At 36.0% G+C, this 24,634-nt stretch carries 19 protein-coding genes; 16 read left to right on the top strand and 3 right to left on the bottom strand.

Annotated elements, in window-relative coordinates; all coding sequences use genetic code 11:
- Positions 1-6 precede the first annotated feature (6 nt).
- The 11 genes from JM84_RS08830 (at position 7) to JM84_RS08780 (ending at position 11,759) form a co-directional block, all read left to right on the top strand.
- Positions 7-2,559, top strand: coding sequence for a DUF7017 domain-containing protein (locus tag JM84_RS08830; RefSeq protein WP_144783772.1), 2,553 nt, complete (start codon positions 7-9; stop codon positions 2,557-2,559).
- A 139-nt stretch (positions 2,560-2,698) separates the two neighbouring features.
- The gene (locus tag JM84_RS08825) at positions 2,699-3,250 is read left to right on the top strand and encodes a hypothetical protein (protein ID WP_144783770.1); all 552 of its coding nucleotides are present in this window, start codon (positions 2,699-2,701) and stop codon (positions 3,248-3,250) included.
- Between the two features lie 205 nt (positions 3,251-3,455).
- The gene (locus JM84_RS08820; RefSeq protein WP_144783768.1) at positions 3,456-3,830 is read left to right on the top strand and encodes a hypothetical protein; all 375 of its coding nucleotides are present in this window, start codon (positions 3,456-3,458) and stop codon (positions 3,828-3,830) included.
- Positions 3,831-4,119: 289 nt separating this feature from the next.
- Positions 4,120-4,614, top strand: a complete 495-nt coding sequence (locus tag JM84_RS08815; protein ID WP_144783766.1) for a hypothetical protein — start codon at positions 4,120-4,122, stop codon at positions 4,612-4,614.
- Positions 4,615-4,731: 117 nt separating this feature from the next.
- On the top strand, positions 4,732-5,592 hold the full coding sequence (locus JM84_RS08810) for a glycerophosphodiester phosphodiesterase family protein (RefSeq protein WP_144783764.1): 861 nt from the start codon (positions 4,732-4,734) through the stop codon (positions 5,590-5,592).
- A gap of 72 nt (positions 5,593-5,664) precedes the next feature.
- Complete coding sequence (locus tag JM84_RS08805; protein WP_144783762.1) at positions 5,665-6,357, top strand: hypothetical protein; 693 nt, start codon at positions 5,665-5,667, stop codon at positions 6,355-6,357.
- Between the two features lie 252 nt (positions 6,358-6,609).
- Positions 6,610-8,007 carry a DUF6794 domain-containing protein gene (locus tag JM84_RS08800; RefSeq protein WP_144783760.1) on the top strand — a complete coding sequence of 466 codons (1,398 nt, stop codon included), beginning with the start codon at positions 6,610-6,612 and terminating at the stop codon, positions 8,005-8,007.
- Between the two features lie 176 nt (positions 8,008-8,183).
- On the top strand, positions 8,184-8,762 hold the full coding sequence (locus JM84_RS08795) for a hypothetical protein (RefSeq protein ID WP_035337299.1): 579 nt from the start codon (positions 8,184-8,186) through the stop codon (positions 8,760-8,762).
- Between the two features lie 286 nt (positions 8,763-9,048).
- Positions 9,049-9,558 carry a GNAT family N-acetyltransferase gene (locus JM84_RS08790; RefSeq protein WP_144783758.1) on the top strand — a complete coding sequence of 170 codons (510 nt, stop codon included), beginning with the start codon at positions 9,049-9,051 and terminating at the stop codon, positions 9,556-9,558.
- 198 nt (positions 9,559-9,756) lie between these two features.
- On the top strand, positions 9,757-11,076 hold the full coding sequence (locus tag JM84_RS08785) for an MFS transporter (protein WP_144783756.1): 1,320 nt from the start codon (positions 9,757-9,759) through the stop codon (positions 11,074-11,076).
- 164 nt (positions 11,077-11,240) lie between these two features.
- Positions 11,241-11,759 (top strand): hypothetical protein, encoded by a 519-nt coding sequence (locus tag JM84_RS08780; RefSeq protein ID WP_144783754.1) that lies wholly within the window; start codon positions 11,241-11,243, stop codon positions 11,757-11,759.
- On the opposite strand, the gene JM84_RS08775 is transcribed toward JM84_RS08780, so the two are convergent.
- The gene (locus JM84_RS08775) at positions 11,760-13,856 is read right to left on the bottom strand and encodes a M1 family metallopeptidase (RefSeq protein WP_144783752.1); all 2,097 of its coding nucleotides are present in this window, start codon (positions 13,854-13,856) and stop codon (positions 11,760-11,762) included. It abuts the gene before it with no gap.
- Between the two features lie 81 nt (positions 13,857-13,937).
- Here JM84_RS08775 and recG point away from each other — a divergent pair, with 81 nt between their 5' ends.
- Entirely contained in the window at positions 13,938-16,040 is a 2,103-nt protein-coding gene (recG, locus tag JM84_RS08770; RefSeq protein WP_013752383.1) for an ATP-dependent DNA helicase RecG, read from the top strand.
- Here recG and JM84_RS08765 read toward each other — a convergent pair whose 3' ends face one another.
- On the bottom strand, positions 16,041-17,291 hold the full coding sequence (locus tag JM84_RS08765; protein ID WP_013752384.1) for a peroxiredoxin family protein: 1,251 nt from the start codon (positions 17,289-17,291) through the stop codon (positions 16,041-16,043).
- 290 nt (positions 17,292-17,581) lie between these two features.
- On the opposite strand from JM84_RS08765, the gene pheT reads away from it, so the two are divergent.
- The 3 genes from pheT to JM84_RS08750 all read left to right on the top strand — a co-directional run bounded on the left by pheT (position 17,582) and on the right by JM84_RS08750 (position 21,441).
- Complete coding sequence (gene pheT, locus JM84_RS08760; RefSeq protein WP_013752385.1) at positions 17,582-20,008, top strand: phenylalanine--tRNA ligase subunit beta; 2,427 nt, start codon at positions 17,582-17,584, stop codon at positions 20,006-20,008.
- A 168-nt stretch (positions 20,009-20,176) separates the two neighbouring features.
- The gene (locus JM84_RS08755) at positions 20,177-20,899 is read left to right on the top strand and encodes a hypothetical protein (protein ID WP_013752386.1); all 723 of its coding nucleotides are present in this window, start codon (positions 20,177-20,179) and stop codon (positions 20,897-20,899) included.
- A 17-nt stretch (positions 20,900-20,916) separates the two neighbouring features.
- Entirely contained in the window at positions 20,917-21,441 is a 525-nt protein-coding gene (locus tag JM84_RS08750; protein ID WP_013752387.1) for a putative signal transducing protein, read from the top strand.
- A gap of 2 nt (positions 21,442-21,443) precedes the next feature.
- On the opposite strand, the gene JM84_RS08745 is transcribed toward JM84_RS08750, so the two are convergent.
- A complete protein-coding gene (locus JM84_RS08745; protein WP_013752388.1) occupies positions 21,444-23,063 on the bottom strand; it encodes an ABC-F family ATP-binding cassette domain-containing protein in 1,620 nt (539 codons plus the stop codon).
- Positions 23,064-23,229: 166 nt separating this feature from the next.
- On the opposite strand from JM84_RS08745, the gene JM84_RS08740 reads away from it, so the two are divergent.
- Positions 23,230-24,633 (top strand): TlpA family protein disulfide reductase, encoded by a 1,404-nt coding sequence (locus JM84_RS08740; RefSeq protein WP_013752389.1) that lies wholly within the window; start codon positions 23,230-23,232, stop codon positions 24,631-24,633.
- Position 24,634 lies beyond the last annotated feature (1 nt).

Raw genomic sequence — 24,634 nt, 5'->3', positions numbered from 1 at the left:
TTTCTAATGGACTCAATAACAGTATTTGAACTTAGAAATCAAGCTAAGGAATTAATCGGAATTAACAAAGCCAACAAATTAAATGAAGCTCTTAAAATAGCGAACAATCTTTATCAGTTAGAACCTGATGATGAATGGATTCAAAAAGCATTTGCTTGGGTTTTAATTGACTTATGCAAATATTACATACCTCTTAATAATTTGAATCAAGCTTTGATTCATTTTAACCAATTGAACATTATTCAATTTGATTATCCTGACGATATTATTGAAAGTCAAAAAAAATATCTAAAACCAAGGATTGATATAAATTATCAAGAAATTAACAAAGCCGAAGAATTAAGCAAAAACAACAATCACCAAGAAGCACTTAATATTTTTAAACAACTTATTTCTGAAAACCTTCTAAGCGATTTACATCACGAAGCATATGGATGGGTAATTTACAGACATATAAAAAATGATGAAAAAGAACTGACATCAATTCAAGTCAGAACTTTTTTAAGAGATTATATGAATTTAAAAAATGAACGCCCTTCGTTATTACATTCTATGATTTTAAATTTTGCTTTAAACTATTCTAAAACACACAACGACTTTAAGTTTTACAACTTTTTCCTTTTGTGGAATCCTGACAATCTTCGCCACGAAGATTTACACGATGGATACAAAGATGATAAAAGTATTCCTTCTCTTATTTCACGCATTTGCAGAGAGTTTGTAAACTCAAATACCAAATTTGATTTTGATGAGTTTTTAGACAAAATAAACCTTGACGAAGAAACTGTTTTGAACTTTTTTAGAGAAACATTTTTTTGGAACCTTTTCAATGCTCACAAGGAAAATAGATTTTCTGACTTATGGTATTTATTTGAACAATACAACATCAAATATTCAAAATACGTACAATCAAAATGGCATTCCGAAATTTTAAATCTTTCGGAAAGGTTTATGAAAGAAAATGACGAATGGCGTTTTCATAACTTTTTCAAAAATTGGAATCCAGAAAATTTAAGACCTGCCGATTGGAAAAAAACAAAAAAAGATGAAAACACATACAAACCACTAGCAACTAAAGTATTAAAAAAAGCGTTTGAAGTTCTAAAATCTCAAACATCAGAACAGAATTTGTCTTGGCTTATTCAACCATATGAAACAGCAATTAAATTATTTCCAGATGATGAATGGCTGTTAAGAGAAAAAGCATTGCTACACTTCAAAAACAATGAATTGGAATTAGCAATCAAAATATACAAACAACTTGTATTAGAGCTTTCCACCAAACACTATGTTTGGCAAGAATTTTCAAACTGTATTATTTCAGATAATCCTATAAAAATAGGAATGTTATCTAAAGCATTGAGTTTAGAAAAAAACGAAGACTTTTTAGGTGATATTCATTTAGATTTAGCAAGTGCATTAATTAGTGAAAAACTATTAGAAAATGCACTCATAGAACTTGAATCTTACAAGAATCATAGAGAAATCAAAGGTTGGAAACTTTCTCCAATTTTCGATGAATTACATAAAAAAACAAGTTCCATAGAACTAAATTTAAAAGACAATCGAGAACTTTATAAAAAATATATTCCTTTTGCAGAAGACTATACCTATGCGGATTTTAATTGGACTGAAGTTGTTTTAGCAGATAAATGGAAAGATAAGAAAGGAAAAGAACGATTGACTTTTACGGATGGTAAAACAATAGAATTTGTAATTGGTAAAAATCGTTTTGAAATTTTAAAAAAAACTGAATTAGGACAGGTTTTGCAGTTTAAACTTCACAAACAAGAAATTAAAAAAGAAGTAGAAGTAAAATTTGCTTGGTTGGGAAAAACTATTGCTATAGAACACAAGTATATTCCTCTCTTAGCGAATAAAACAGAAAAAGAACAATGGAGTATCTTGGAAGATACTACAGCTATAATTGATTACATAAACAAAGGAAAAAATATAGTTCACGCAATTACAACAGAAAACAAAGAAGTCTTTTTTCCTCAAATCAAAACTCAATTGCAAATTGGAGATTTTGTTACTGCAAAAATTTACACTAGAAAAGTAAAAGATAAAATTAGAACGGAATTACGTCAAATTCAGAAAGTTGACAAAGATTGTGCTATTTCAAAATTTCAAACCCAAATAGCTATCGTTGATGGAGTGAATGAAGAGAAACAATTGTTTCACTTTGTAATTTCTTCCAAGTTGCAAGGAATTGTCAAATGCTCAGAAACAGAACTCAGACCAGAGGAAGGAGATTTTGTTAAGATTTCTTATGCTTCAAAAACGGGCAAAGACAGAAAATTGAGATTGAAAGTTTTGAATATTGAGCTAACTGAAGAAATCAATCCAAATTTACGCAAGGACATTACAGGATTAATGGTAATGAAGTATAAGAACTATAATTATGAAGAAGTTATTCCAGACTTTGCTTTTATTGGTGACTATTATGTTCCGAAATACCTTTTGGAAAAACACAAAAAAATTTCTGACTGTAGAGTAAATGCTAGAGCTATTTATGCGGGCGATAAATGGAAAATAATAGAATTACAAGAAATATAATGCTAACGCTAAAAGCCATACACATTCGCAATTCGCACCATCTAACGCTACGCCAAAAATTGCAAAAGAGTATGCCTTGCCAACGCTAGCAAGTTTGCGGAAAGAAAAACTAGTACTAAACAAACTTAAACCCATCCTCTTGAGAATCTTCTTTGTTATTTTATCTGTGTTCTTGTTGTCTGTTTCTTGTAAGAATGAAAAACAGCCTGCTTCTATCTTAGCAATGACTCATCAAGAAAATAATGGAATACGCTGCACAGATAATGGTTGTAGTGGTTCATACTCCGGAGCTGAGTTTATAAATGGAGATGATGTTGCGCATCAATTTTCTAACACCATGAGTAATGCCGTAGGAAACAAGCTAAAAGAACTCTATCGTGAAGAAAAATATAAAAAAGTAGATTTTTCTTCCATAACCATGAGCACTCAAGGAATGGGAAGCGGTAAAGTCGTTTACATGCTTGAGATACCCTTTACAACTGTTAATGAGCCATGCGATGCTTATACTTCTTTTGACCACGTAGGAGGCTGGAATCACACACCTGCATTAGCTAGAAGAAAAAAAGAACTTGAAGCAGTGACTATGACAGGTCATAAATTAGTGATAAGCAAACTAATAACGACACCTGAGGGATTACAAGAGTATTGGATCCAATGGAAAAACAAAACAACGCAAGCAGAGTGTGAGTAAGGAATTGGGTTAAAAAGTAAGATTATTTCATCGTCTCTCAGTAATTACCTAATTGCTACATCTACGCCTTAAGGATTTCCGGATTTTGTTTTGCTATCTGCCTTATTTCGGAGGTAATTTTATAATTTGCAATTGGTAAGACTTATACGGAACTTTACTATTGCCAAACAACTAACAAACCATTCATTACAATCAAAAATTAATCATGAAAAAATTATTGTTTTTAGTACTCATCAGCTTCACTTTATTAGCATGTTCATCAGATGATGATGCAAGTCCAGACAATTTACAACTACGAATTACAAACGTAAGCACTTTTGATTATGACAATATACAAGTTAGCACCACTGGCGACTTAGTTGATTTTGGGGATTTAGCTGCTGGCACTAGCTCTGAGTATATTGTTTTTGAGTCGGCTTACAGATATGGTTTTGTTGAGTTTCAAATTGATGGAGAAACTTTTACATATCAGCCTATAGATTATGTAGGAGAAAGACTCTTAGAAAATGGGAAATATGCCTACGAAATAGATGTAGACATAGAAAACCAAAGGGTGTTATTGTCATTGAAGATTGAGTAAAGGGTTTATTCTTTTAGATAATTAAGAGAATATGCGTAAGTTCTATTTGACTTATGAGAAATCCGAAAAGCTCTCTACAAAATATAAAAAGAACAAACCGCAAACGTTGTCTGCGTTATTGATATCCGAAACAACGTCTCGGATATCAGAAAATGAAAACATTATATTAAGTTGGTCGCACTACTTAAAATCTATGCATATTGAAGGTGAAACGAAGGTGATTTTATAATTTCCAATTTAAAAGGTATACAAAGCCTAATAACCCACCAATAATACTTCTTGAAAAGAAATGGAAAGCAATTCAATAAAGGAAAATTATAAAAATTTTACTACGGAAGAACTATTAAAACTAGTGCTAGAGCTTAAGTCTATAAAGCCTGAATATATTCCTTTACTGCAAGAAGAGCTTATTGATAGAAATGAAATACATGGAGCTTTAGATATAACCAAATATTTAATTTCTATTAAATATCATATTTCAGATGATGCTTTATTTGATACTATTTTAAGCTATCGAAAATCATTAATGTCAGAAGATGAAATTGATATAAAATTAAAAGAGGACTATGGTATTAGTCCTGAATATGCTCAATTGATTCATATTAGTCTTCAAGTAAAAGGTAAAGAGAATATTGCTATAGGAATTGCAATGATCATACTACCATTGATCTTTGGTTTACTCTTATTAAATACCGGAGCTCTTATTGGTATAATACCACTATTATTAATTGGAATTGGCATCTGGAGATTAAAAAAAGGAATTGATCAATCGAAAACTAGATAATCCCAAAAAGAAGATTTTATTAAGAATAGCTAACAATAATACCGAACCCTGATTAACAACCTCTACAATTCCTTATTTTTAAGTTTACAAAACCAAAATCCCAATTCAACCACACCAATGAATAAACTACTACTTCCCCTACTCCTATTTGGAATTCTTATTGCAGGATGCACTCCGTCAACTAAGAAAACAAATACGCTACAAGAGTTCTTTAGTTATACTGAGGATGGCGAGACCTTAATCAGTGCGCATCGTGGTGGTAAAAGTTATGCAGGCTACCCTGAGAACTGCTTAGAAACCATGAAATACATCAAAGAGTCTATTCCAAACGCGTTGTTTGAAATTGACGTGGCAAGTAGTGAAGATGGCGTTCTATTTCTTATGCATGACAGTTCGCTAGAAAGAACAACAACTGGCTCTGGAAGAGTGGACCAGAAAGATTGGGAAACACTCTCCCAACTCCACCTTAAAGATGATTTTGACTCCATCACTGATTATCAAATCCCGTTATTTAAAGATGTGCTAGACTGGGCAAAAAAGGAAAATGCTATACTCACGGTTGACATCAAGCGCAGCGTTGATCCAGAACTTGTACTCCGTTTCATAGAGGAAAATGATGCCTTAGCGCAATCGGTGATTATTACTTACTCTATGGAGACGGCACAGCAACTTTACAAGTTAAATCCTGAGGTTGTACTTTCTGTTAGCATTAGAAATATGAAAGAGTTTGATACAGCTGCTAGCTCTGGCATTCCATGGAAAAATATGGTCGCTTTTACGGGAACCATAGAATCAGATCCATCATTATATGCCAAGTTGCATGAAAAGGGAGTGATGTGTATGCTAGGAACTTTAGGTAACCTTGATAAAAAAGCCAAAGCAAGAGGCGATGTACTCTATAACGAATGGACAAAGCTTGGCATAGACGTTTTCGCAACCGATAGACCACTTGAAGTGCAAAAAGCAATTTCAAAGTAGCAAATCAACCAGCAACACCTAGTATTTAAAATAACCCAGTAACAGCATTTACAACCTTAGATTACCACACCAATGAACAGACTAACACTTCTACTCCTTTCAATCGTATTAATTTCTTGCAATAACACCGAAAAGAAGGAGCAGCTTCCAAAGAAAAAAGAAGTTGTACAACCAACAATAAAATCCATTGAAGAAGTCAAAAGCAAAATCAAACGTTTTAATGATTTCATCCCGAGCGATTACGAACTTGTGATTTCTAGAAATGAACTTAATAAAGTAATGTCAGATTTTAATAAAGACGGCATTTCTGATTATGCGGTATTACTAGCCAGCGGAAAAAACGACAGAGACTACTCAAACACAAAAGATGTGCGCCTTGCGATTTTTGAAGGACAAGCAGATGGTTCTTTCGTACTCAAGAGCCAAACCGGTAATTTGACTTCGGTCTTTTTACATGTAAACCCTAACCGAAGAATAAAAGTTGCCAGAGCAAATGTGATCAGTGTGAAGCACGAATCTAAAGAGCATGATTATGAGTTAAAAATCAAATATGATAAAACATACAACGACTATATGCTCATAGGCTCTGAATACAACAACTACAGCAACGCCGCAAAAGATGGCGCCGGTAACATAAGCTCCAACTTTATAGAAGGCAAAAGAGTGTCGACTATTGGTAAAAATAAAACAACGAATTTAGATAAGAAGCTATTGCCTATTTCTGCAATCAATGACGGTAATATCTATGAGTTGATTGGTGGGTAGGGTTTTTAGGTGCATAGTGATTTTGTAAATACGATTACTGTGATGTTGTTACGCTTTCGCGAAAGCGTATGCTTCACTATGATTACTTGTGTGTTATTATAAAAAAAATGTAAATTAAGAATTTACGTTCTGAATTACATACATCTAACTGATAGTCAAAACTTTTAAACTAATTTTAAGTTTCAATGTAAAGGCTTTTTATTACATCGTGATATAAGTCAACGGAAATATATAATTATAGTCAAAACCTACATGAAAAAACTTCTATGCTTAGTCCTCATAATTTTTCTAGGGTACAACTTAAAAGCTCAAGCCACATCTGGTAAAGTTCCTATATCTATCACCTACTCAGAAAATGGGCAGGCTTTTATTAAGTCAACTTCCTACGACAATGAAATTGCAACAACCAGAGGTTTTTCAGAAGTTTATAAAAATGGTGAAAAATTATATACCCTAAACAGATCATTTGATTTATATAAAAATGCAAAATTTAGATTAGTTCTATCTAATGATGGAAGCACAATTATATATTTTACTAATCACAAGAATTATGAAGGGGATGATTTTAATAATGTAACTATTTACAAACACGGAAAACTAGTTGAGTCATACAGCACTAGTGAGTTTACCAATTGCAATTACAGCAACGAAGATTGTGGCCTGATGTATACAAAATCTCAAATAGAAAGAATCGCCACTTTAAAATCAGGAATCCCAGATAATGAGAAAGAAATATTTCTAAAAAATAATTTCTTGTTAGTAAATAATGGTTTTATCTATTTAGTTGATCAAAGAAAACAAGTAATAAAATATGATATTGAGCAACTAAAAGTAATTAAGCTGTTTGACTTTGACGGTATATTTGACTTTTTGAAAGACTTTTCTCCTCCACAATCAAATATTGAATATTTCGACTATTACAATGACAAGTATATTGCTTTGTCTGATGTAAAAGAAATAAAGTCAAATAAAACTATCGCAAAAGGAATTGCCAATTTATCAAAACTTAAATATATCGATTATGATGATAAATATTATAAGGCAAGTAACAAAATTGACTTAGAAGGATACTTAGTAAGAGGAGGTACGTTTGAAGTTGAAAAATTAGTAATTGATACCACTGTATTTGATAGAGAATTAATTCTAGGCTATTTGCAAAATACACACTTTGATATCGATGGTATGATTCCAAAAGAAGTAGATAGATTATTTATAAATAGTTTTTTTGGAAGATTCAGACCAAAAAGTATAACAAAATCACGTGATCTAATAAAAGAAAGAAGAGCTTTAAGACTAGAGAATTATAGAAGAGATATCCTTCTTGATTCAATCAATGGGATTTATATTCCTAAAAATATTTATGAAGCTAATGTAGCCTTAGATAATTTTTTAAGTTTTCATGCAAAAAAGCAAGTATTGGAAAAAGAGAATCAATGGATGCTCAATTCACATATGGGAGGACTGGGTATGACGATTAAATATAGATGGCATATTAACGAAGGTTCTAGGCTTTCATACTATTTCAATAAAAGAGATATTTATGACAGAGATGAGATTTCTGGAATTTTAATTATGCAATACATAAACTGGCTTAATGGAGATAAGGAGTCGTATAAAATATGGGAGGAAGAAAATCCAATGATAAAATAGAATTTCTCAATTAGTTCTGTAATCGATTCTTCTTCTAATCGTAAAACCTATTGAACCAATAGTTGTTTCACGCTGTATAAAGGGAGATTGCGCTCAATGAAGATGAGCAATTAACTAACTACATATCAATGCTCTAAATATAGTTTTGTGTCAATATAAATCATAAAACTTTTGACATGCCTACAGAAACAAAAAAATCAGACAACGTTCTTGAACAATTTTTAAGCGAATTTGAAACCTTAGTATCCGGAATCACCGAGCACGCATTAAAAAATGCAGAGGACGAAGATGAAAAAGCGGTGATACAATCATTTGCTCCTTCACTTAATAATCAAATTTTTGAACTCAATCAGTTTATTAGAGAAGGTTCAAAAAAGTCATCAAAACAACAAGAACATGACGTTATTGAAGTTTTGAAAATTAGCTCAGGAGTATCACTTGCCAAAAATGCAAAAGGGATGTTCCCTAGCATAGGTTCCCTCGTAGGAAAACTTGGAATTGATAGAATTATCAAAGAAATTAAAAAGATTATCTACGCTATTCTTGATATGATAGGTATCAAACTGCCTAAATGGTTGGATAAAATCATAAACCTTATTGATGAAATAATCGCATTTATCTTATCAGGAGGCTCTTCAAAAATGATGACTACCTTTTCTATTCAAGAGCAGAATTACTTGAACGAATTAACGCAGCTAGCCAAATTAGAGCAAGCGCACCAATTCAAGTTTCAAGAGGATGAAGATGAGGAATAAGACATTAGAATAAAAAAGCTGCACTAAGCAGTTAGCGTTCTAGTCCATTACTACAAGCTTTTAATTCAATCTATGCTATTATAAACCTTTGGCTCGCGCTATAAGTTGTAGCTCATGATTGTATTAAGAGCTTGTTTTTTTATAGATATTTCAATTGCTGTTACGCTTTCGCGAAAGCGTATGCTTCACTATAAATTCTTGTATCTTTAATGTAAGATAAATTGCTATTCACTATTAGCAGATTAGAATCCATAAAGTTCCACTTCCTAATCTTTGATTATTATTTATGCTAGAAACTATCAGACTAAGGTTTGAGCCAATATCTCCAAAACATCTAGAAGATGCTGCAGATATGTTTTGTACTAATAATCGCGTTATGGCATCTACACTAAAAGGCAGCGTTTTTACTAGAAGCGAATTTGATTCCTTACTTCATACAGATTTTATAAATGAGCAAGAGCCTGTATTTGGCTTCTGGTGCATCATATTAAAAGAGAGCAATCGTTTTATAGGAGTCTCTGGTATCCATAAAATTAAGTATCAAGATGAAGAGTATTGTGAATTTGGTTTTATATTAAACGATAGACACTGGGGTCAAGGTTTTGCTACGGAGATAGGTCATCACTGGATTTTGTATGCAGCGGAAACCCTACAACTAGACCAGATTATAGCCACTGTAAGTCCGCACAACCTAGCATCAAGAAGAGTATTGGAAAAACTTGATATGAAATTTATGGATCAAGTAACATCTGAAGATAGAGGCGACCGCATTATCTTAGGTAGGACGCTCTCATAGCATTGGATTACAATGGCATATTTGGGATATTCATTCATACCAACTTACAAGACTACATCTCTTTTAAGTACAGGATTCTCAATAGTTGTAGCTTTCGCGAAAGCGCACTAATCCATCAATAACTTCCATTAAAGTCTGAAAGACATAATAAACGTATATTTATCGCTTTGTTATTATGTAATTTTCTCAATACGCTTTATGCCATCATCTTCCCTCAATAAACTTTACAAGTACTTAAATAATGAAGGCGATGAGCGTGTTTGTAAAGGCATTACAGATGAGGCCTGTAAACATGTTGCTACAAATTACTTTAGCATACTCTTTACACACACCTTTACAAAACTAGGTGATACTCTTAGTAACCCTAAGACAGTGCTCACATGGCTCATGAATTATGTGGGAGCACCGGTTTTTCTCATAAGTCTCATTGTCCCTATACGCGAGTCTGGCGCCCTTATCCCGCAAGTTGCTATCTCAAACTATGTAAAAAGAAAACGCATACGTAAGTACATCTGGGTTATAGGTGCTATTATTCAAGGTCTTGCTATTGCTGCAATAGGGATTGTAGCATTACAATTTGAAAAACAAACTGCGGGATGGTTAATAATTATATGTTTAATCATTTTTAGCCTTGCGCGTGCTCTAGCTTCTGTGAGTTCTAAGGATGTAAAAGGAAAGACTATCCCAAAAACAAGAAGGGGAAAACTAGGAGGATATACCTCGTCTTTTGCTGGTATTTTAGTTCTTGTTGCAGGTTTGTACATTACTTATAAGTCTAAAACTAATGAGGATATACAGTTTTATACAAACCTCATATTTTTTGCAGCTTCCATGTGGATCATTGCAGCGGTGATTTATGCTTTTATAAAAGAATTTCCAACAGACATTACAACAGACGAGAGTGAGCAAAACAGTATTCTAGATAATATAAAACTGCTTAAAGAAGATAGCCACCTAAGAAACTTCGTGATTGCAAGATCATTATTACTCTGCTCTGCCCTATCTGCGCCGTTTTACGTCACATTAGCACAAAATAACGTTGAGGGAACTAGCTATCTATTAGGGTTACTCATTATCTCAAATGGACTTGCCTCTATTGTGAGTTCGCCATCTTGGGGAAAACTGGCAGATAAATCTAGTAAAAATACGATGGCATATGCAGTTACTATAGCCTCGCTTTGCGGTATTGTACTAGTCATTCTTGTAAGCTTTTCATCTAGTTTAAAAGCACAGTTATGGTTATATCCCTTGGCTTTCTTTATCCTCGGTATTGCGCACAGTGGCGTGCGTCAAGGTAGAAAAACATATGTTTTAGATATGGCAAAGGGAAATGAAAGAACAAATTATGTCTCTGTAAGTAACACCATCATAGGGATTATTTTACTTTTTACAGGAGGCTTGAGTGCTGCGCTATCCTTGATATCCGTAGAGGTTGTTATCGTTGTACTATCTATTCTAGGCTTTTGGGGTGCCATAAAAAGCTACCGCCTACCTAATGTTGAAAAAGAGAACGGGTAATTATGAGCCAACTTATTACTAAATTCTCATGTATAATCTAATGGCATGGGTTGATGAAACTCAAATTTTCGCAAAAGCGAATAATCACATCCCATTTGGTTGCATACTAAAAAGCAAGTAAGTTTGTTATTCATCCAGAACATAGCAACCAGAACCTACTTATCATGACACAAGACCTTACTAATCTAGCCTTTAACCTTCTACCCGCAGTAATCGTTGCGTTGCTGGCATATTACTTTTTTAGCCAATACATAAAGGAGCAAGATGGACAACGCAGATTCCAACTTCATAAAGCCAATCAGGCAAATGCATTACCTCAAAAATTACAAGCCTATGAGCGCATTACGCTCTTCCTTGAGCGCATCTCCCCAGGCAATCTAGTATCACGTGTAAAGCCCTACAGTGATGATGCAAATGATTATGAAGCGCTTTTATTACGCACCATTACAGAGGAGTTTGAACATAACTTATCTCAGCAAATCTATATTACTCAAGAGTGCTGGAACGTGGTGCGCACTGCCAAAAGTGCAACTGCTGCCCTTATACGTAAGACTAATATGAGTGATAAAGTTGATACCAGTGATAAATTGCGTGAGACGATCTTACGTGATCTTATGGATACGGCAGCTCCTAGCGACACGGCTTTACAATTTATCAAGCAAGAAGTGAGCGAGATTATCTAGCTATAACGCCTTTATACGTTGCAAATAAGCGATTTCTTGTTCTGAGAGGTCGCTTTTTATATTTAGAAGCATAGCGGCTATTTTTGGATTTTTAAGGGCATTAGTAAGTAGCCTTCTTGCGCTTTCGCGAAAACGCCAAACGTGATGTACACTAGCTTCTATAAGATTATGCAGGCTCTCCTCCTCATAAGATTCTAGCTGTCTTAAATAGTTAAATGCATTCTCCCGTAGCTGATACGGTTGAGATGGTGCTGTATAACCTATAAGCTCTTTATAACGAGCTAAAGATTGCTCAGGCTTATATTGTGGTGTCGCGAGGGATAACGCAAGCCACAGTGTTCTTATATTGCCATCTGAAAATCCCATCTGATTATCCATAAGGTCGAGTACTTTACGTTGTGACGTAGGATCATTGCGTTGCTGGTGATATACCCACAATTTAATCATAGCCTGCTCTCGTGTGATATAGCTCTGATCACTAAGCAACTCATAAAACTCAAGAACTAGTACTTCTGGAACTTCCTCAAGCGAACTAGCAATAGCTTGTCTTATAAAAACATTCTCTGTTGCCATGGCGCTTTTATATGCCGGAAGCGTAGCGTTTATAGATTCTTGTGAGAGCTGGTAAATCGCCTCTGCACCTAGATAGTCGTTTTTTGTATTTATGGCATTCATGAGCGCTGTAAACTTAGAAGAAAGCGCCACTGCTCTACCCGACTGCAGTTGGAAATACTGCTGCATGAATGCGTTTTCCTTGAGGGAAGCAAGCGCTTCCTCTGCTTGGAAGGCACTCTGGTATAACCAGTTTTTCTTAAATGCAGTGAGATCCATGCTTGTTACTGCGGCTACTTCTGCCATAAATAGGTCTGTTGTGACGTTTTTATAAGCGTACTTAGTCAGGTAATTTCTTACTGCGGTATCAAAAGCTTCGGCTCCTAATTGTTCTCGTAGTATATGCACTGCCCACGCGCCTTTTTGATAATACGTGAGGCTGCTCCCTCCAGCAGCTACGAGTCTCTGCCCTTCGCCCATATCGCTGAGTTCACGTAGCTGCTCTGCGGTTTCAAAAAGCTTGAAGTAAAAATAATCATCTCCAAAAATCTCACGCTCTGCTAGGAATGCGTAATACGTAGCAAAACCTTCATGGAGCCAGTGATGCTCACTACTAATTTCTGTGACTAAATCTCCAAACCATTGATGCGCGAGCTCGTGTGCGTTTACATTTACATAATTACGATCTGTAAAGCCTATCTCATCTACCATAAAACTATCTGAAAACACAGTGAGGCTTGCGTTTTCCATCCCTGCATACAGAAAATCCTTTACGGGAACTTGTTTATAATCTTGGAAAGGAAACGGCACTCCAATCGTGGTTTCTAAGAAGTCAAAAATCTCTTTTGAGTGTTTATAAGTAGTCGCAACTTTGAGCGAGTCCTCAGGATGGTAATAATACTCCAACGTAACTCCAGAACTAGCAGTCTCGCTCTTCATGGCATAATTCCCAGCTACAAGCGCAACGAGATAGCTAGAAATAGGTTGTTGCATATCAAAAGAAGAAAACAGAGCACCATAATCTTTTAAAACTCTATTCCCTTTTCCATTTGCTATGATGGTCTTACTATTATGTCCAGCTACTTTTAAGTCAAAAACAATCTTATCGTTCATATCATCTATACTCGGTAACCAGTGCGATGTATACTTCCCTTGTCCTTGCGTCCAGAATTCTTCTTTACCGTTATTATTTACAAAGTAAGCCGCTTTTAATGGTTTCACTTGATAATCAAATTGGGCTTTGTAGGTTGTACCTGCCTTAAATTCCCCAGTGAGAACAATGGTACTATCTGTAGCAGTGACAGTGATTGACGGTGTTTTATCTACAACCTTCATTGCGACGCCATCCACGACTACCTGATCTACATTTTGTAATATCATAAAGGTGGTTTCAATGGATCCCAAAACGGATTTACTGTCAAAATCTAAGGACAAGGACGCATTTATGGTCTTAAAATCAACAGAAGCGGTTTGTGGAGATATATCTTGAGCATACGCCTTCGCGAAAGCGCAACAGGTGATTAAAAACAGGAATAGGTATTTCATAATTTAAAAATAACAACTTTTAAGCCACTATCTTTTAAATATCAATTCGAAAATCTGATTAAAGACCTTATTTTTACTTTAATGAATCCCACTTTTTTACAAACTCCAATAGATTACCTCAAAGGCGTAGGTCCTAACAGAGCAGACTTGCTCCGCTCTGAGCTGGGTATTCATACCTTTCAGGACTTGATGCACCTGTTTCCGAATCGGTATATTGATAAAACGCAGTATTACAAAATAGGCGAACTAGAACGTAATAATGCCGATGTGCAAATAATAGGCAAGTTTTCAGGACTCAAAATGATAGAAGGAAAAGGGCGACGACTCGTTGCTACTTTTAAAGATGAAACTGGGCAAATGGAGCTTGTGTGGTTTAGAGGACATAAATGGATTAGGGAGAGTATAAAGCTCAATACTCCTTATGTGATTTTTGGAAAATGTAATTATTACAACGGTAATTTTTCCATGCCTCATCCAGAAATGGAGCTACTTGCAGATCATGAAAAAAGTATCAAATCTGCGATGCAACCGGTATATCCATCTACCGAAAAATTGAGCAATCGAGGGATCACAAATAAGGTGGTAAATGGCGTCATGCAAACCCTCTTTTTAGAGTGTAAAAATCACCTCTTTGAGAGCCTCTCAAAACCCATCCTAACTGAGCTTAAATTGATGCCAAAAAGAGAGGCGCTTTTGAACGTTCATTTCCCGCAATCTCAAGAGCATTTAGCAAGGGCACAATACCGATTAAAATTTGAAGAATTTTTTTACATTCAGCTGCAATTAGCATTCAAAAATGTAAACCATAAAACTAAAATAAAAGGGTATCCATTTGAAAAAATAGGACCTAATTTCACCACCTTTTACAATGACCATTTACCCTTTGAATTAACGGGTGCACAAAAAAGAGTGCTCAAAGAAATTCGTCATGACCTGGGCACAAATGCCCAGATGAATCGTCTTTTACAAGGAGATGTAGGTTCTGGGAAGACCATAGTAGCACTCATGTCAATGCTCATGGCGCTTGACAACGGTTTTCAAGCTTGCCTGATGGCGCCTACTGCCATCCTGGCAGTGCAGCACTATCATGGTTTAAAAGAATTATGTAAAGAATTGAACACCAGTATTTCACTACTACAAGGCTCAACCAAAACTTCAAAAAGAAGAATCATTCATGAACAGCTAGAAAATGGTGAGTTAAACATCTTAATTGGGACCCACGCACTGCTAGAAGACAAGGTGAAATTTAAGAATCTTGGACTTGCAGTAATCGATGAGCAACACCGTTTTGGCGTAAAACAACGCAGTAAATTATGGCATAAAAATGAGTACCCACCACACGTACTTGTGATGACCGCCACCCCTATTCCACGTACCCTTGCTATGACCGTTTACGGCGATCTAGATGTGAGTGTTATAGACGAACTTCCACCGGGTAGAAAGTCCATAAAAACAGTGCACAGATATGACTCAAACAGGCTCAAAGTTTTCAAGTTTATTAGAGACGAAATTGCACTAGGAAGACAGGTCTATATTGTATACCCATTAATCCAAGAATCTGAGGCCATGGATTACAAAGATTTGATGGATGGATATGAGAGTATTTCGCGAGAATTCCCCATGCCAAAATATCAAATTTCTATCGTCCACGGACAAATGAAACCAGCCGATAAGGAGATTGAAATGAATCGTTTTATCAAAGGCGAAACACAAATCATGGTCGCCACTACCGTTATTGAAGTTGGCGTAAATGTGCCTAACGCATCTGTGATGATTATAGAAAGCGCAGAACGTTTTGGGTTAAGTCAGCTACACCAATTACGTGGTCGTGTAGGTCGTGGCGCAGAGCAGAGTTACTGTATTTTGATGACCAGTCATAAGTTGTCAAGCGACAGTAAAGTGCGTTTAGAGACGATGACACGCACCAATGATGGTTTTGAAATCGCAGAGGTTGATCTAAAGCTACGTGGTCCTGGTGATATTACAGGAACCCAACAAAGTGGTGCCTTAAACCTCAAGATAGCCGATATTATAAGAGATAATGACATCCTCAAAGTAGCCCGAAGCTATGCGTGGGCTGTGGTTAAGGATGATCCCACCTTTAAAAAAGAAGAAAATCAAATCATACGCTTCATGTATGCCCAGATGATGAAATTTAAAAATATCTGGAGCTATATATCTTAATTACTCAGCTAGTAACTGCGCTACAAATTCCTCAAACTCCTCTTTAAACTCAAGGTGCTTCTCCCCTGTCGCTGTACCGTTATATCCAGTGTGGATGCGTCTCACAGCACCATCTTTATCAATATAAATCGTAGTTGGGTATGAAAGTACATGATTAAGCATAGGCAGCTTTTCGGCTGCTTTTTTCTTGTCGGCTCCTTCTCCATACTGCGCAAGCAGCACTGGATAAGGTAATTGCAACCTATCTGTAAGTCGGTTAATACTTTGTATTGCTGTCTCTTCGGTTTTTGCATATTCAAATGCTAGTCCCACTAATTTTAAATCCTCATTAGGGTGACTCACTAGGTAATCTCTAAAAAACGTAGACTCTTCAAGACAATTAGGACACCATGAACCTAGTATTTGCACAAGCACCACTTTATCCTTGTATTCCTCATCTTGCAAAGAAACTATACGACCGCTGGTATCTTTAAATGAAAAATCAAATCGATCATACCCTTCTTTTAAATACGTAAGCCCTTTTGCGTCTGGCAATTCGTAGTCATTATTTTTTATCGCTGTAAATGCTTCTTTAAAGTGGTTTCCGCTATAGAACTGCCCCTGCATCGTACTATCTGTTACAGTTGCCACAAAGAGAAAAGCATGCGCTCCGTCAAATGTTGACAGTCTAAGTTCGTCGCCATCTAACTTCCCCTCGAGATAACGGTAATCCCCTGTAGTTGTTCTAAAAGTACCCGTAACAATATCACCATCTGACTTGAAAGTACCTTTGGCGATGTATCGTTCGTCAGCATTATCTGGACTAAAAACAGTCTCCCAACTACCATCAATATTGACAATCGCTTCATTCTCGCTTAGTGCTTCGCCTGCAGAAATAAAACGCTCTTTTACTCCGTAATTTATTGTAAACGGCACCACACGATCAAGACTTGGCTTTATAAAAGAGCCCGTTATTTGATTTCCGCTTTCGCGAAAGCGTCCCACAAAATATCCTTCAAAAACAGGAGTTTGGATACGTATACTATCGCCATTAATCACAATCTCGTCCACTTCTATGCGCTCCTCTGCGTTATAAATGGAAATAGTTCCATCATCATTTGCCTCAAATATAAAGGGAAGTTCTTCTTGATCTTGAACAGCTAGTGTAGCTCTCCAAAAGCCTGAATTCAACTTTTGAGGGGTGATTACTACCTTGTCTTGTTTGCAAGAAATAATGTTAATAAATGAGATGAGAATAAGTATCTGTTTCATAAATCAAAGATATACCAACACAGTCTCATTCTTTTAAAGCTTTACAGAAGTTTAAAATAGTAAGCTACGCATAAAGTCTCACCGCCTAGTAATTAGAAAATGCCAAACACCTACAAAACAGTGTTTATAGTCACCAATTATCGAGATGACGTGTTGCTAAAACACGCTTTTGCGAAACTAGTACCTAACTCACCTCGGGAGGCGTAAAAAAACTACTGAGATACTCGCTCATCTGCTTTGCTCACTAGCTAGGTTATTCTATCTTTGACGTCTTAAAATCGCAACGTTTTATGAAGATTTCTTACAACTGGCTAAAGCAGTTTATCGATATAGATTGGAGTGCCGAAAAAACCGGAAACCTCCTTACAGACCTAGGTCTAGAAATTGAAGGAATAGACACCTACCAAAGTGTAAAAGGTGGACTAGAAGGAATTGTAATAGGTCACGTACTTACTTGTGTGCAGCATGAAAATGCAGACAAACTCAAGATAACCACAGTAGATATAGGTGCAGATAAACCTGTACAAATAGTATGTGGAGCTCCTAATGTCGCAGCAGGACAGAAAGTACCCGTAGCAACCATAGGAACTACACTTTACACAGAAGAAGGTGAGGCTTGGAAAATAAAGAAAGGTAAAATACGCGGTGAAGAATCTCACGGAATGATCTGTGCAGAAGACGAGCTTGGGCTAGGTAAAAGCCACGATGGAATTATGATTCTTAATGAGGATCTTATCCCTGGAACACCAGCCGCAGAGGTTTTTGAAATAGAAAACGACCAAGTTTTTGAGATAGGATTAACACCTAACCGTGCAGATGCAATGAGCCATTGGGGTGTTGCCCGTGATCTTAAGGCAGGTTTATTACAACAAGGGGTTAATAAAGGTCTTATTACTCCATCTACATCTTCATTTAAAATTGAGAAGCGCCTACACAAGATCGATGTTCAAGTACTAGATGCAGAAAAAGCACCTCGTTATGCAGGAGTTGTGATCAGCGACTTAAAAGTGAGCGAATCTCCAGAGTGGTTAAAGCACAGACTTAAAGCCATAGGCCTCTCTCCTATTAACAACATTGTAGATGCGACTAATTATGTATTACATGATCTAGGACAACCACTACACGCTTTTGATTTAAACAAGATTGCAGGAGATAAGATTGAAGTGCGCACTGTAGAAGCAGGTACTAAGTTTACTACACTAGACGGTGTAGAGCGTGAGTTACATGAAGATGACTTAATGATTTGTGACGCAGAGAAACCTATGTGTATTGCAGGAGTTTTTGGTGGAGCCCACAGCGGAGTTACAGAAAACACCTCTGCTATATTTTTAGAAAGCGCCTATTTCAACCCTGTTGCTGTACGTAAGACGGCTAAACGTCATGGTTTAAATACAGATGCATCTTTCCGTTTTGAGAGAGGTATCGATCCTAATATTGCAGAGTATGCTCTCACTAGAGCCGCGCTTCTTATTATGGAAATTGCTGGTGGAGAAATTACTAGCGAGATTGTAGACATCTACCCAAAGAAAATAGAAGATCAACAGGTATTCTTGAACTTTGATAACGCTACAAAACTTATAGGAGAAGAACTTCCTAAGGAAGTTATTAAAGGTATATTGATGTCACTAGATATCAAAATCAATAACGTTACAGAAAGTGGCATTGGGATGACTATTCCTGCTTTTAGAAACGATGTAACTCGCGAGGCAGATGTTATAGAAGAAATTCTAAGAGTGTACGGTTACAATAATATCACCTTTGGTAAAAAGCTTAATGCTACGGTGTCTTCAAGTTCAAAATTTGACGATCACAAAGTAAGCGACGTGATAGGAAACCAACTTGCCGCTCAAGGTTTTTATGAGATGATGGCAAATAGTCTTACTACACCAGCATATACAGCACTTTCTGAAAATCTTAAGGAGGAGCATCAAGTTGAGATGCTTAATCCGCTAGGGAAAGAATTGAGTGTGATGCGACAGTCTATGTTATTTTCTGGATTAGAAGCTATCTCATACAACGTAAACCGTCGTAGAGGAAACATTAAACTCTTTGAGTTTGGTAAAACCTACCATAACTACACAGAGGAGCGCAAAGAAGATAAGCACCTTGCCCTATTTGTTACTGGAAGTCGCACCGAAGAATCATGGACCAACCCTACCACTCCAACTAACTTCTATTACCTCAAAGGCGTGGTAAGCGCTGTACTAGAAAAATTAGGGATTACTAGAGTACGGTCTTCTGCAGTGAAGAATGATATTTTTTCTGAAGCCGTAGGACTATCACTAGGAAAACAACAAGTAGTAAGCTACGGTATCGTTAAGAAAAGTATCCTCAAGAAATTTGACTTATCCCAAGATGTGTATTATGCAGATTTTAACTGGGATGCTATTTTAGAGATTGCTGCTCGTAATAATGTTAAGTTTAAGGACATTCCAAAATATCCTTCTGTACGACGTGACTTTGCACTTTTACTAGATGCAAATGTTCAGTTTGAAGATATTACAACCATTGCAAAGCAAACCGAGAAACAATTACTTAAAGATGTAAATCTTTTTGACGTTTACGAAGGTAAAAATCTTCCTGAAGGCAAGAAAAGTTATGCAGTAAGCTTCTTGTTACAAGACGAAAACAAGACACTTACAGATAAGCAGATAGACAAAACGATGAATAAACTGCAACAGCGTTTTGAAAAAGAGCTAGGAGCTACACTTCGATAGTAAGGTAGCTGTACTATTTTGAAGCTCTTAGATACTTGATGTATCTAAGAGCTTTTTTTTTGCTCATATTTTCTTAACTGTTTTGTTTAATTAATACATAAATCACCTAGTATCAATTATTCCCATTGACATTATCGCATTTGTATTGTATCTTTAAAAGAAAAAAAGATGCTATTATCCAGAACCAACATTCACGAAAAGTTACTTCGTGAGCGCAGTAAAAGTGAGCAAGAACAAGATATCCTAGCACAAGTACAACAGGTTTTTGATCAAGACCGCTTTCGCGAAAGCGGAATCCTCAAAACCCTAAACGAAGCTTCTGAGGCAGGTTATAACGAGTTTGACTTTGACTTACTTGAAACTTCAAAAATCTTCCACATTAAACAAATAGAGAAAATTTGCGTAGACTACAGACTGCGTTTTCTCGATACCAAATACTTTAAAGGAAAATACCCTCAAGAGGTTCTTGATAATATTAAGTACCTTGAAAACACACACCAAACAGAACTTGATGGTTTTAAGATCATCGCTCCTTCTAAAATGTTTGTGTTAGAAAAAGCAGATGATCCTTTATTATTTGCACCTATGGGTAATGGCTATTACTACCTTATACACCAGTGGGGTAATGACCTCAATCCTTTCAGAAAACAATGGGCATGGTCATTTAAGTCTATTGAAAACTTAATAATTACAACAGTACTCATTAGTATAGTGGCGACATTATTAACACCAGACGGTCTTTTTACAAAGAATCAAGATTTTGGTCAAGATATTATGGTATTTTTCTTTATGTTTAAATCCATCGGAGCGGTAGTTTTATTTTATGCATTTGCACTAGGTAAGAACTTTAATAAAGCGATATGGAATAGTAAGTACGATAAAACAAGATAACCTTACCAAAATAATATATGAGCATACTTCCAGATTCTCGTTATGAAAAAATCCACACTGGGTCTATCATCGAAACAAAAAGATTACAGGCCATTCTAGAGGAGAAAGACATCCCAAGTATAGTGAGAGATGATAACGAGAGTGCAAAGCTGGCAGGCTACGCGCTAGGCTCTCCTGATCAATCTAGATTGCTTGTTGACAAAGAGTATCTGGTAAAGGCAAAACATATTGTAGAAATTGCTCTTGAAGACTTTTCAAACAACGCACTATCTGACGAGGAATTAAACAATCTATCGCAACAAGAAGCGCCGAAAGTAACAATCAATAGAATCACAAGACCAGCACCAGAAAAGAAAAAGCCAGAATTATCTTCTGGCCGTCTTCTCTTATATGTATTTTTCTTAGGACTATCCATATGGAGACTCTCACCGTTACTTCAAGGTGAAGAGCTTCCTACTTTGCGCATTGTGCTAAGTGGAGGCCTCATTGTTTTTTGTAGCTATATGCTCATTACACACTTTATGAACAAGAGTAAGGCTTAGCCTTACTCATACATTGCCATACGTTGTTCTTTTATACTCTTATCGCTCATGTACTCATCAAAGTTCATGTAGCGATCTATAACACCCTTAGGCGTTAATTCTATCACACGGTTACCTACCGTGCTCGCAAACTCATGATCATGTGTTGTAAGCATCACAGTGCCCTTGAAGTTTTTAAGTGCATTGTTAAACGCTGTAATTGATTCTAGATCCAAGTGGTTAGTAGGTTCATCTACCATAAGGATATTTGCACGCTTCATCATCATTTTTGAAATCATGCAACGTACCTTCTCCCCTCCTGAAAGGACATTAGACATTTTAAGCGCCTCTTCGCCAGAGAAAATCATTTTCCCTAAGAAACCTCTCAAGAAAACTTCTTCTCTTTCCTCTTCTGTTTGCGCATACTGACGTAACCAGTCTACAAGATTAAGCGTTCCATCTTGAAAGTAAGAAGCGTTATCTAAAGGCAAATAAGATTGTGTAGTAGTTACTCCAAAATCAAAAGTCCCGCTATCTGCTTGTTGATTACCATTTATAATCTCATAAAAAGCAGAGGTTGCACGGCTATCTCTTGAAAATAACACAGCTTTATCGCCTTTATTCAAATTCATATCAACTCCTTTGAACAAAACTTCACCATCTAGAGAAGCACTTAAACCAGTACAGTTAAAAATCTGATCACCAGCCTCACGATCTCTATCAAATATAATCCCTGGGTATCGACGACTTGATGGCTTAATCTCTTCGATGTCTAGCTTATCAATCATCTTCTTTCGAGAAGTTGCTTGCTTAGACTTTGCAACGTTTGCAGAGAAACGAGCGATAAATTCTTGAAGTTCTTTTTTCTTCTCTTCAGACTTTTTATTTTGCTGTGCGCGTTGTCTTGCTGCTAGTTGTGAAGACTCATACCAAAAGGTATAGTTACCGCTATAGTGGGTAATTTTATTGTGATCAATGTCTGAGATATGTGTACAAACCGCATCAAGGAAGTGACGGTCATGCGATACAACGATCACACAGTTGTCATAGTTTGCAAGGAAATTCTCTAGCCAAGAAATTGTTTCATAATCCAAGTCGTTTGTAGGCTCATCCATAATAAGAACATCTGGATTTCCAAAAAGCGCTTGTGCAATAAGCACACGTACACGTTGCTTACCATCAAGATCTGCCATCATGGTATAATGGTTATCTTCTTTGATACCTAAGTTAGAAAGCATAGTTGCAGCATTACTATCTGCATTCCATCCATTCATTTCCTCAAACTTTACTTGAAGCTCTCCGATACGATCTGCGTTTTCATCCGTATAGTCTGCATACAGTGCATCGATTTCTGCTTTAATTTCATAAAGAGGCTTGTTACCCATCACCACTGTCTCAAGGACATTATACTCATCATAAGCATAGTGGTTTTGCTCTAGCACAGACATACGTTTTCCTGGCTCGAGGTGCACATGACCAGAGGTAGGATCTTGTTGCCCTGTAAGTATTTTTAAAAAGGTAGACTTTCCTGCTCCGTTTGCACCTATGATGCCGTAGCAATTACCGTTAAGAAATGAAGTATTAACTTCATCAAATAAAACACGCTTACCAAATTGAACTGAAAGATTAGAGACTGATAACATAAAAAACTTCTATTTTGAGCGTGCAAAAATACCTATAATTAAAGAAATTATAATGATAACAAACACAAAATGCTTTTAACGATATGTTAACAATATGCAAAAGTCATTAAAGTTACTTTTGGAAATAGCACAATAAGCTATCTTATTAAGTGTAAATTTACCTTTTATGAAGTACCTCCTACTCTTACTTATAGTATCTACCACCTTTACAAGCTGCGTTTTTGAAGAAAATGATAAAGCTCAAGGGACATATCTAGGTGGGCAGATTATCAATCCTGTACAGAGTTATGTGCTGCTACGTAAGGGAGAAGTAGTGACAGATAGTATTCCACTAGACAGAAGAAATAGGTTTCTATATAAATTTGACGATTTCCAACCTGGACTATACAGACTAGAGCATGGAGAACATCAATTAGTGCATATAGAAGAAGGAGACAGTATATTACTAAGAGTAAATACTAAGGATTTTGATGAGTCACTTAGTTTTTCTGGTTATGGGTCGGAAAAAAGCACTTTTTTACTAGACATGTATTTACATTGGGAGAGTGAAAACGAAGGCATTAAGAAAAAATATCAAAAAAATCCAAAGAATTTTCAGAAGACGCTAGATTCCATGGCGATTACTCATAAAGAAGAACTAGATAAGTTTTTGCTTGATAAAGATTATTCGGATGAATTTATTGAAATAGCAACATCTGTAACAGAATTTGATAATTACCAGCGTAAAGAATGGTATCCATTTGCTCATTATGGGAAAGACAAGTTATCCTTCATTGATAGCTTACCTAATGATTTTTATAGCTTTCGCGAAAGCATAGATGTAAACAATCCCAATCTTGAAGAACTTTACAGTTTTAGAAGATATCTTGCTTCTTACATTAATAACCTCACCTACCTTCGTTATGGAAAGGAAAACGATTATAATCGCACATCATACATACACAACCATCACCAGATAGCGGTTATAGACAGTCTTATCAATAATAAAGACCTTAAGGAGCGACTTTTATCTCAAATGTCTCGTATTTTTATTGCTAACAGTAATAATCTAGACGAAGTTGATAAGCTTTTTGACGAAATAAAGGAAGTCTCTACTTCTGATGAAACGGTAACGCTAGTCGATGCATTATATGACAATAATAAATCTATGCAAGCAGGAAATATGATTCCTGATGTCATGATCGTAGGTGTAGATTCTGGAATGACTACCCTCTCTAGTCGTATTACAAAGCCTACAGTGTTATTTTTTTGGTCGTATTTAAGAATGGCTCATATGGACAACTCCCATGCAAAAGTTCGCGAGCTGCAAGCAAAGTATCCTGAGTTCAATTTTATTGCTATTAATGTGAATACAGAGCATAACAAATGGATGCTTCACTTAGAGAAAAATGACTTTGACGAATCTAAAGAATTTAGACTAGCAAAACCAGAACAAGCTAGAAAGCAACTTGTGCTTAATGATATTAACAAGACCATCGTGCTTGATAAAAATGGAAAAATTTTAAACAGTCACGCAAACTTGCACAACTCTAAATTTGAAAACGAACTACTAGCTTATTTAAATCAATAGG

The organism is Dokdonia sp. Hel_I_63 (assembly GCF_007827285.1).
In the GTDB taxonomy this organism is placed as follows: domain Bacteria; phylum Bacteroidota; class Bacteroidia; order Flavobacteriales; family Flavobacteriaceae; genus Dokdonia.
This window is presented reverse-complemented; position numbering and strand designations above follow the sequence as displayed.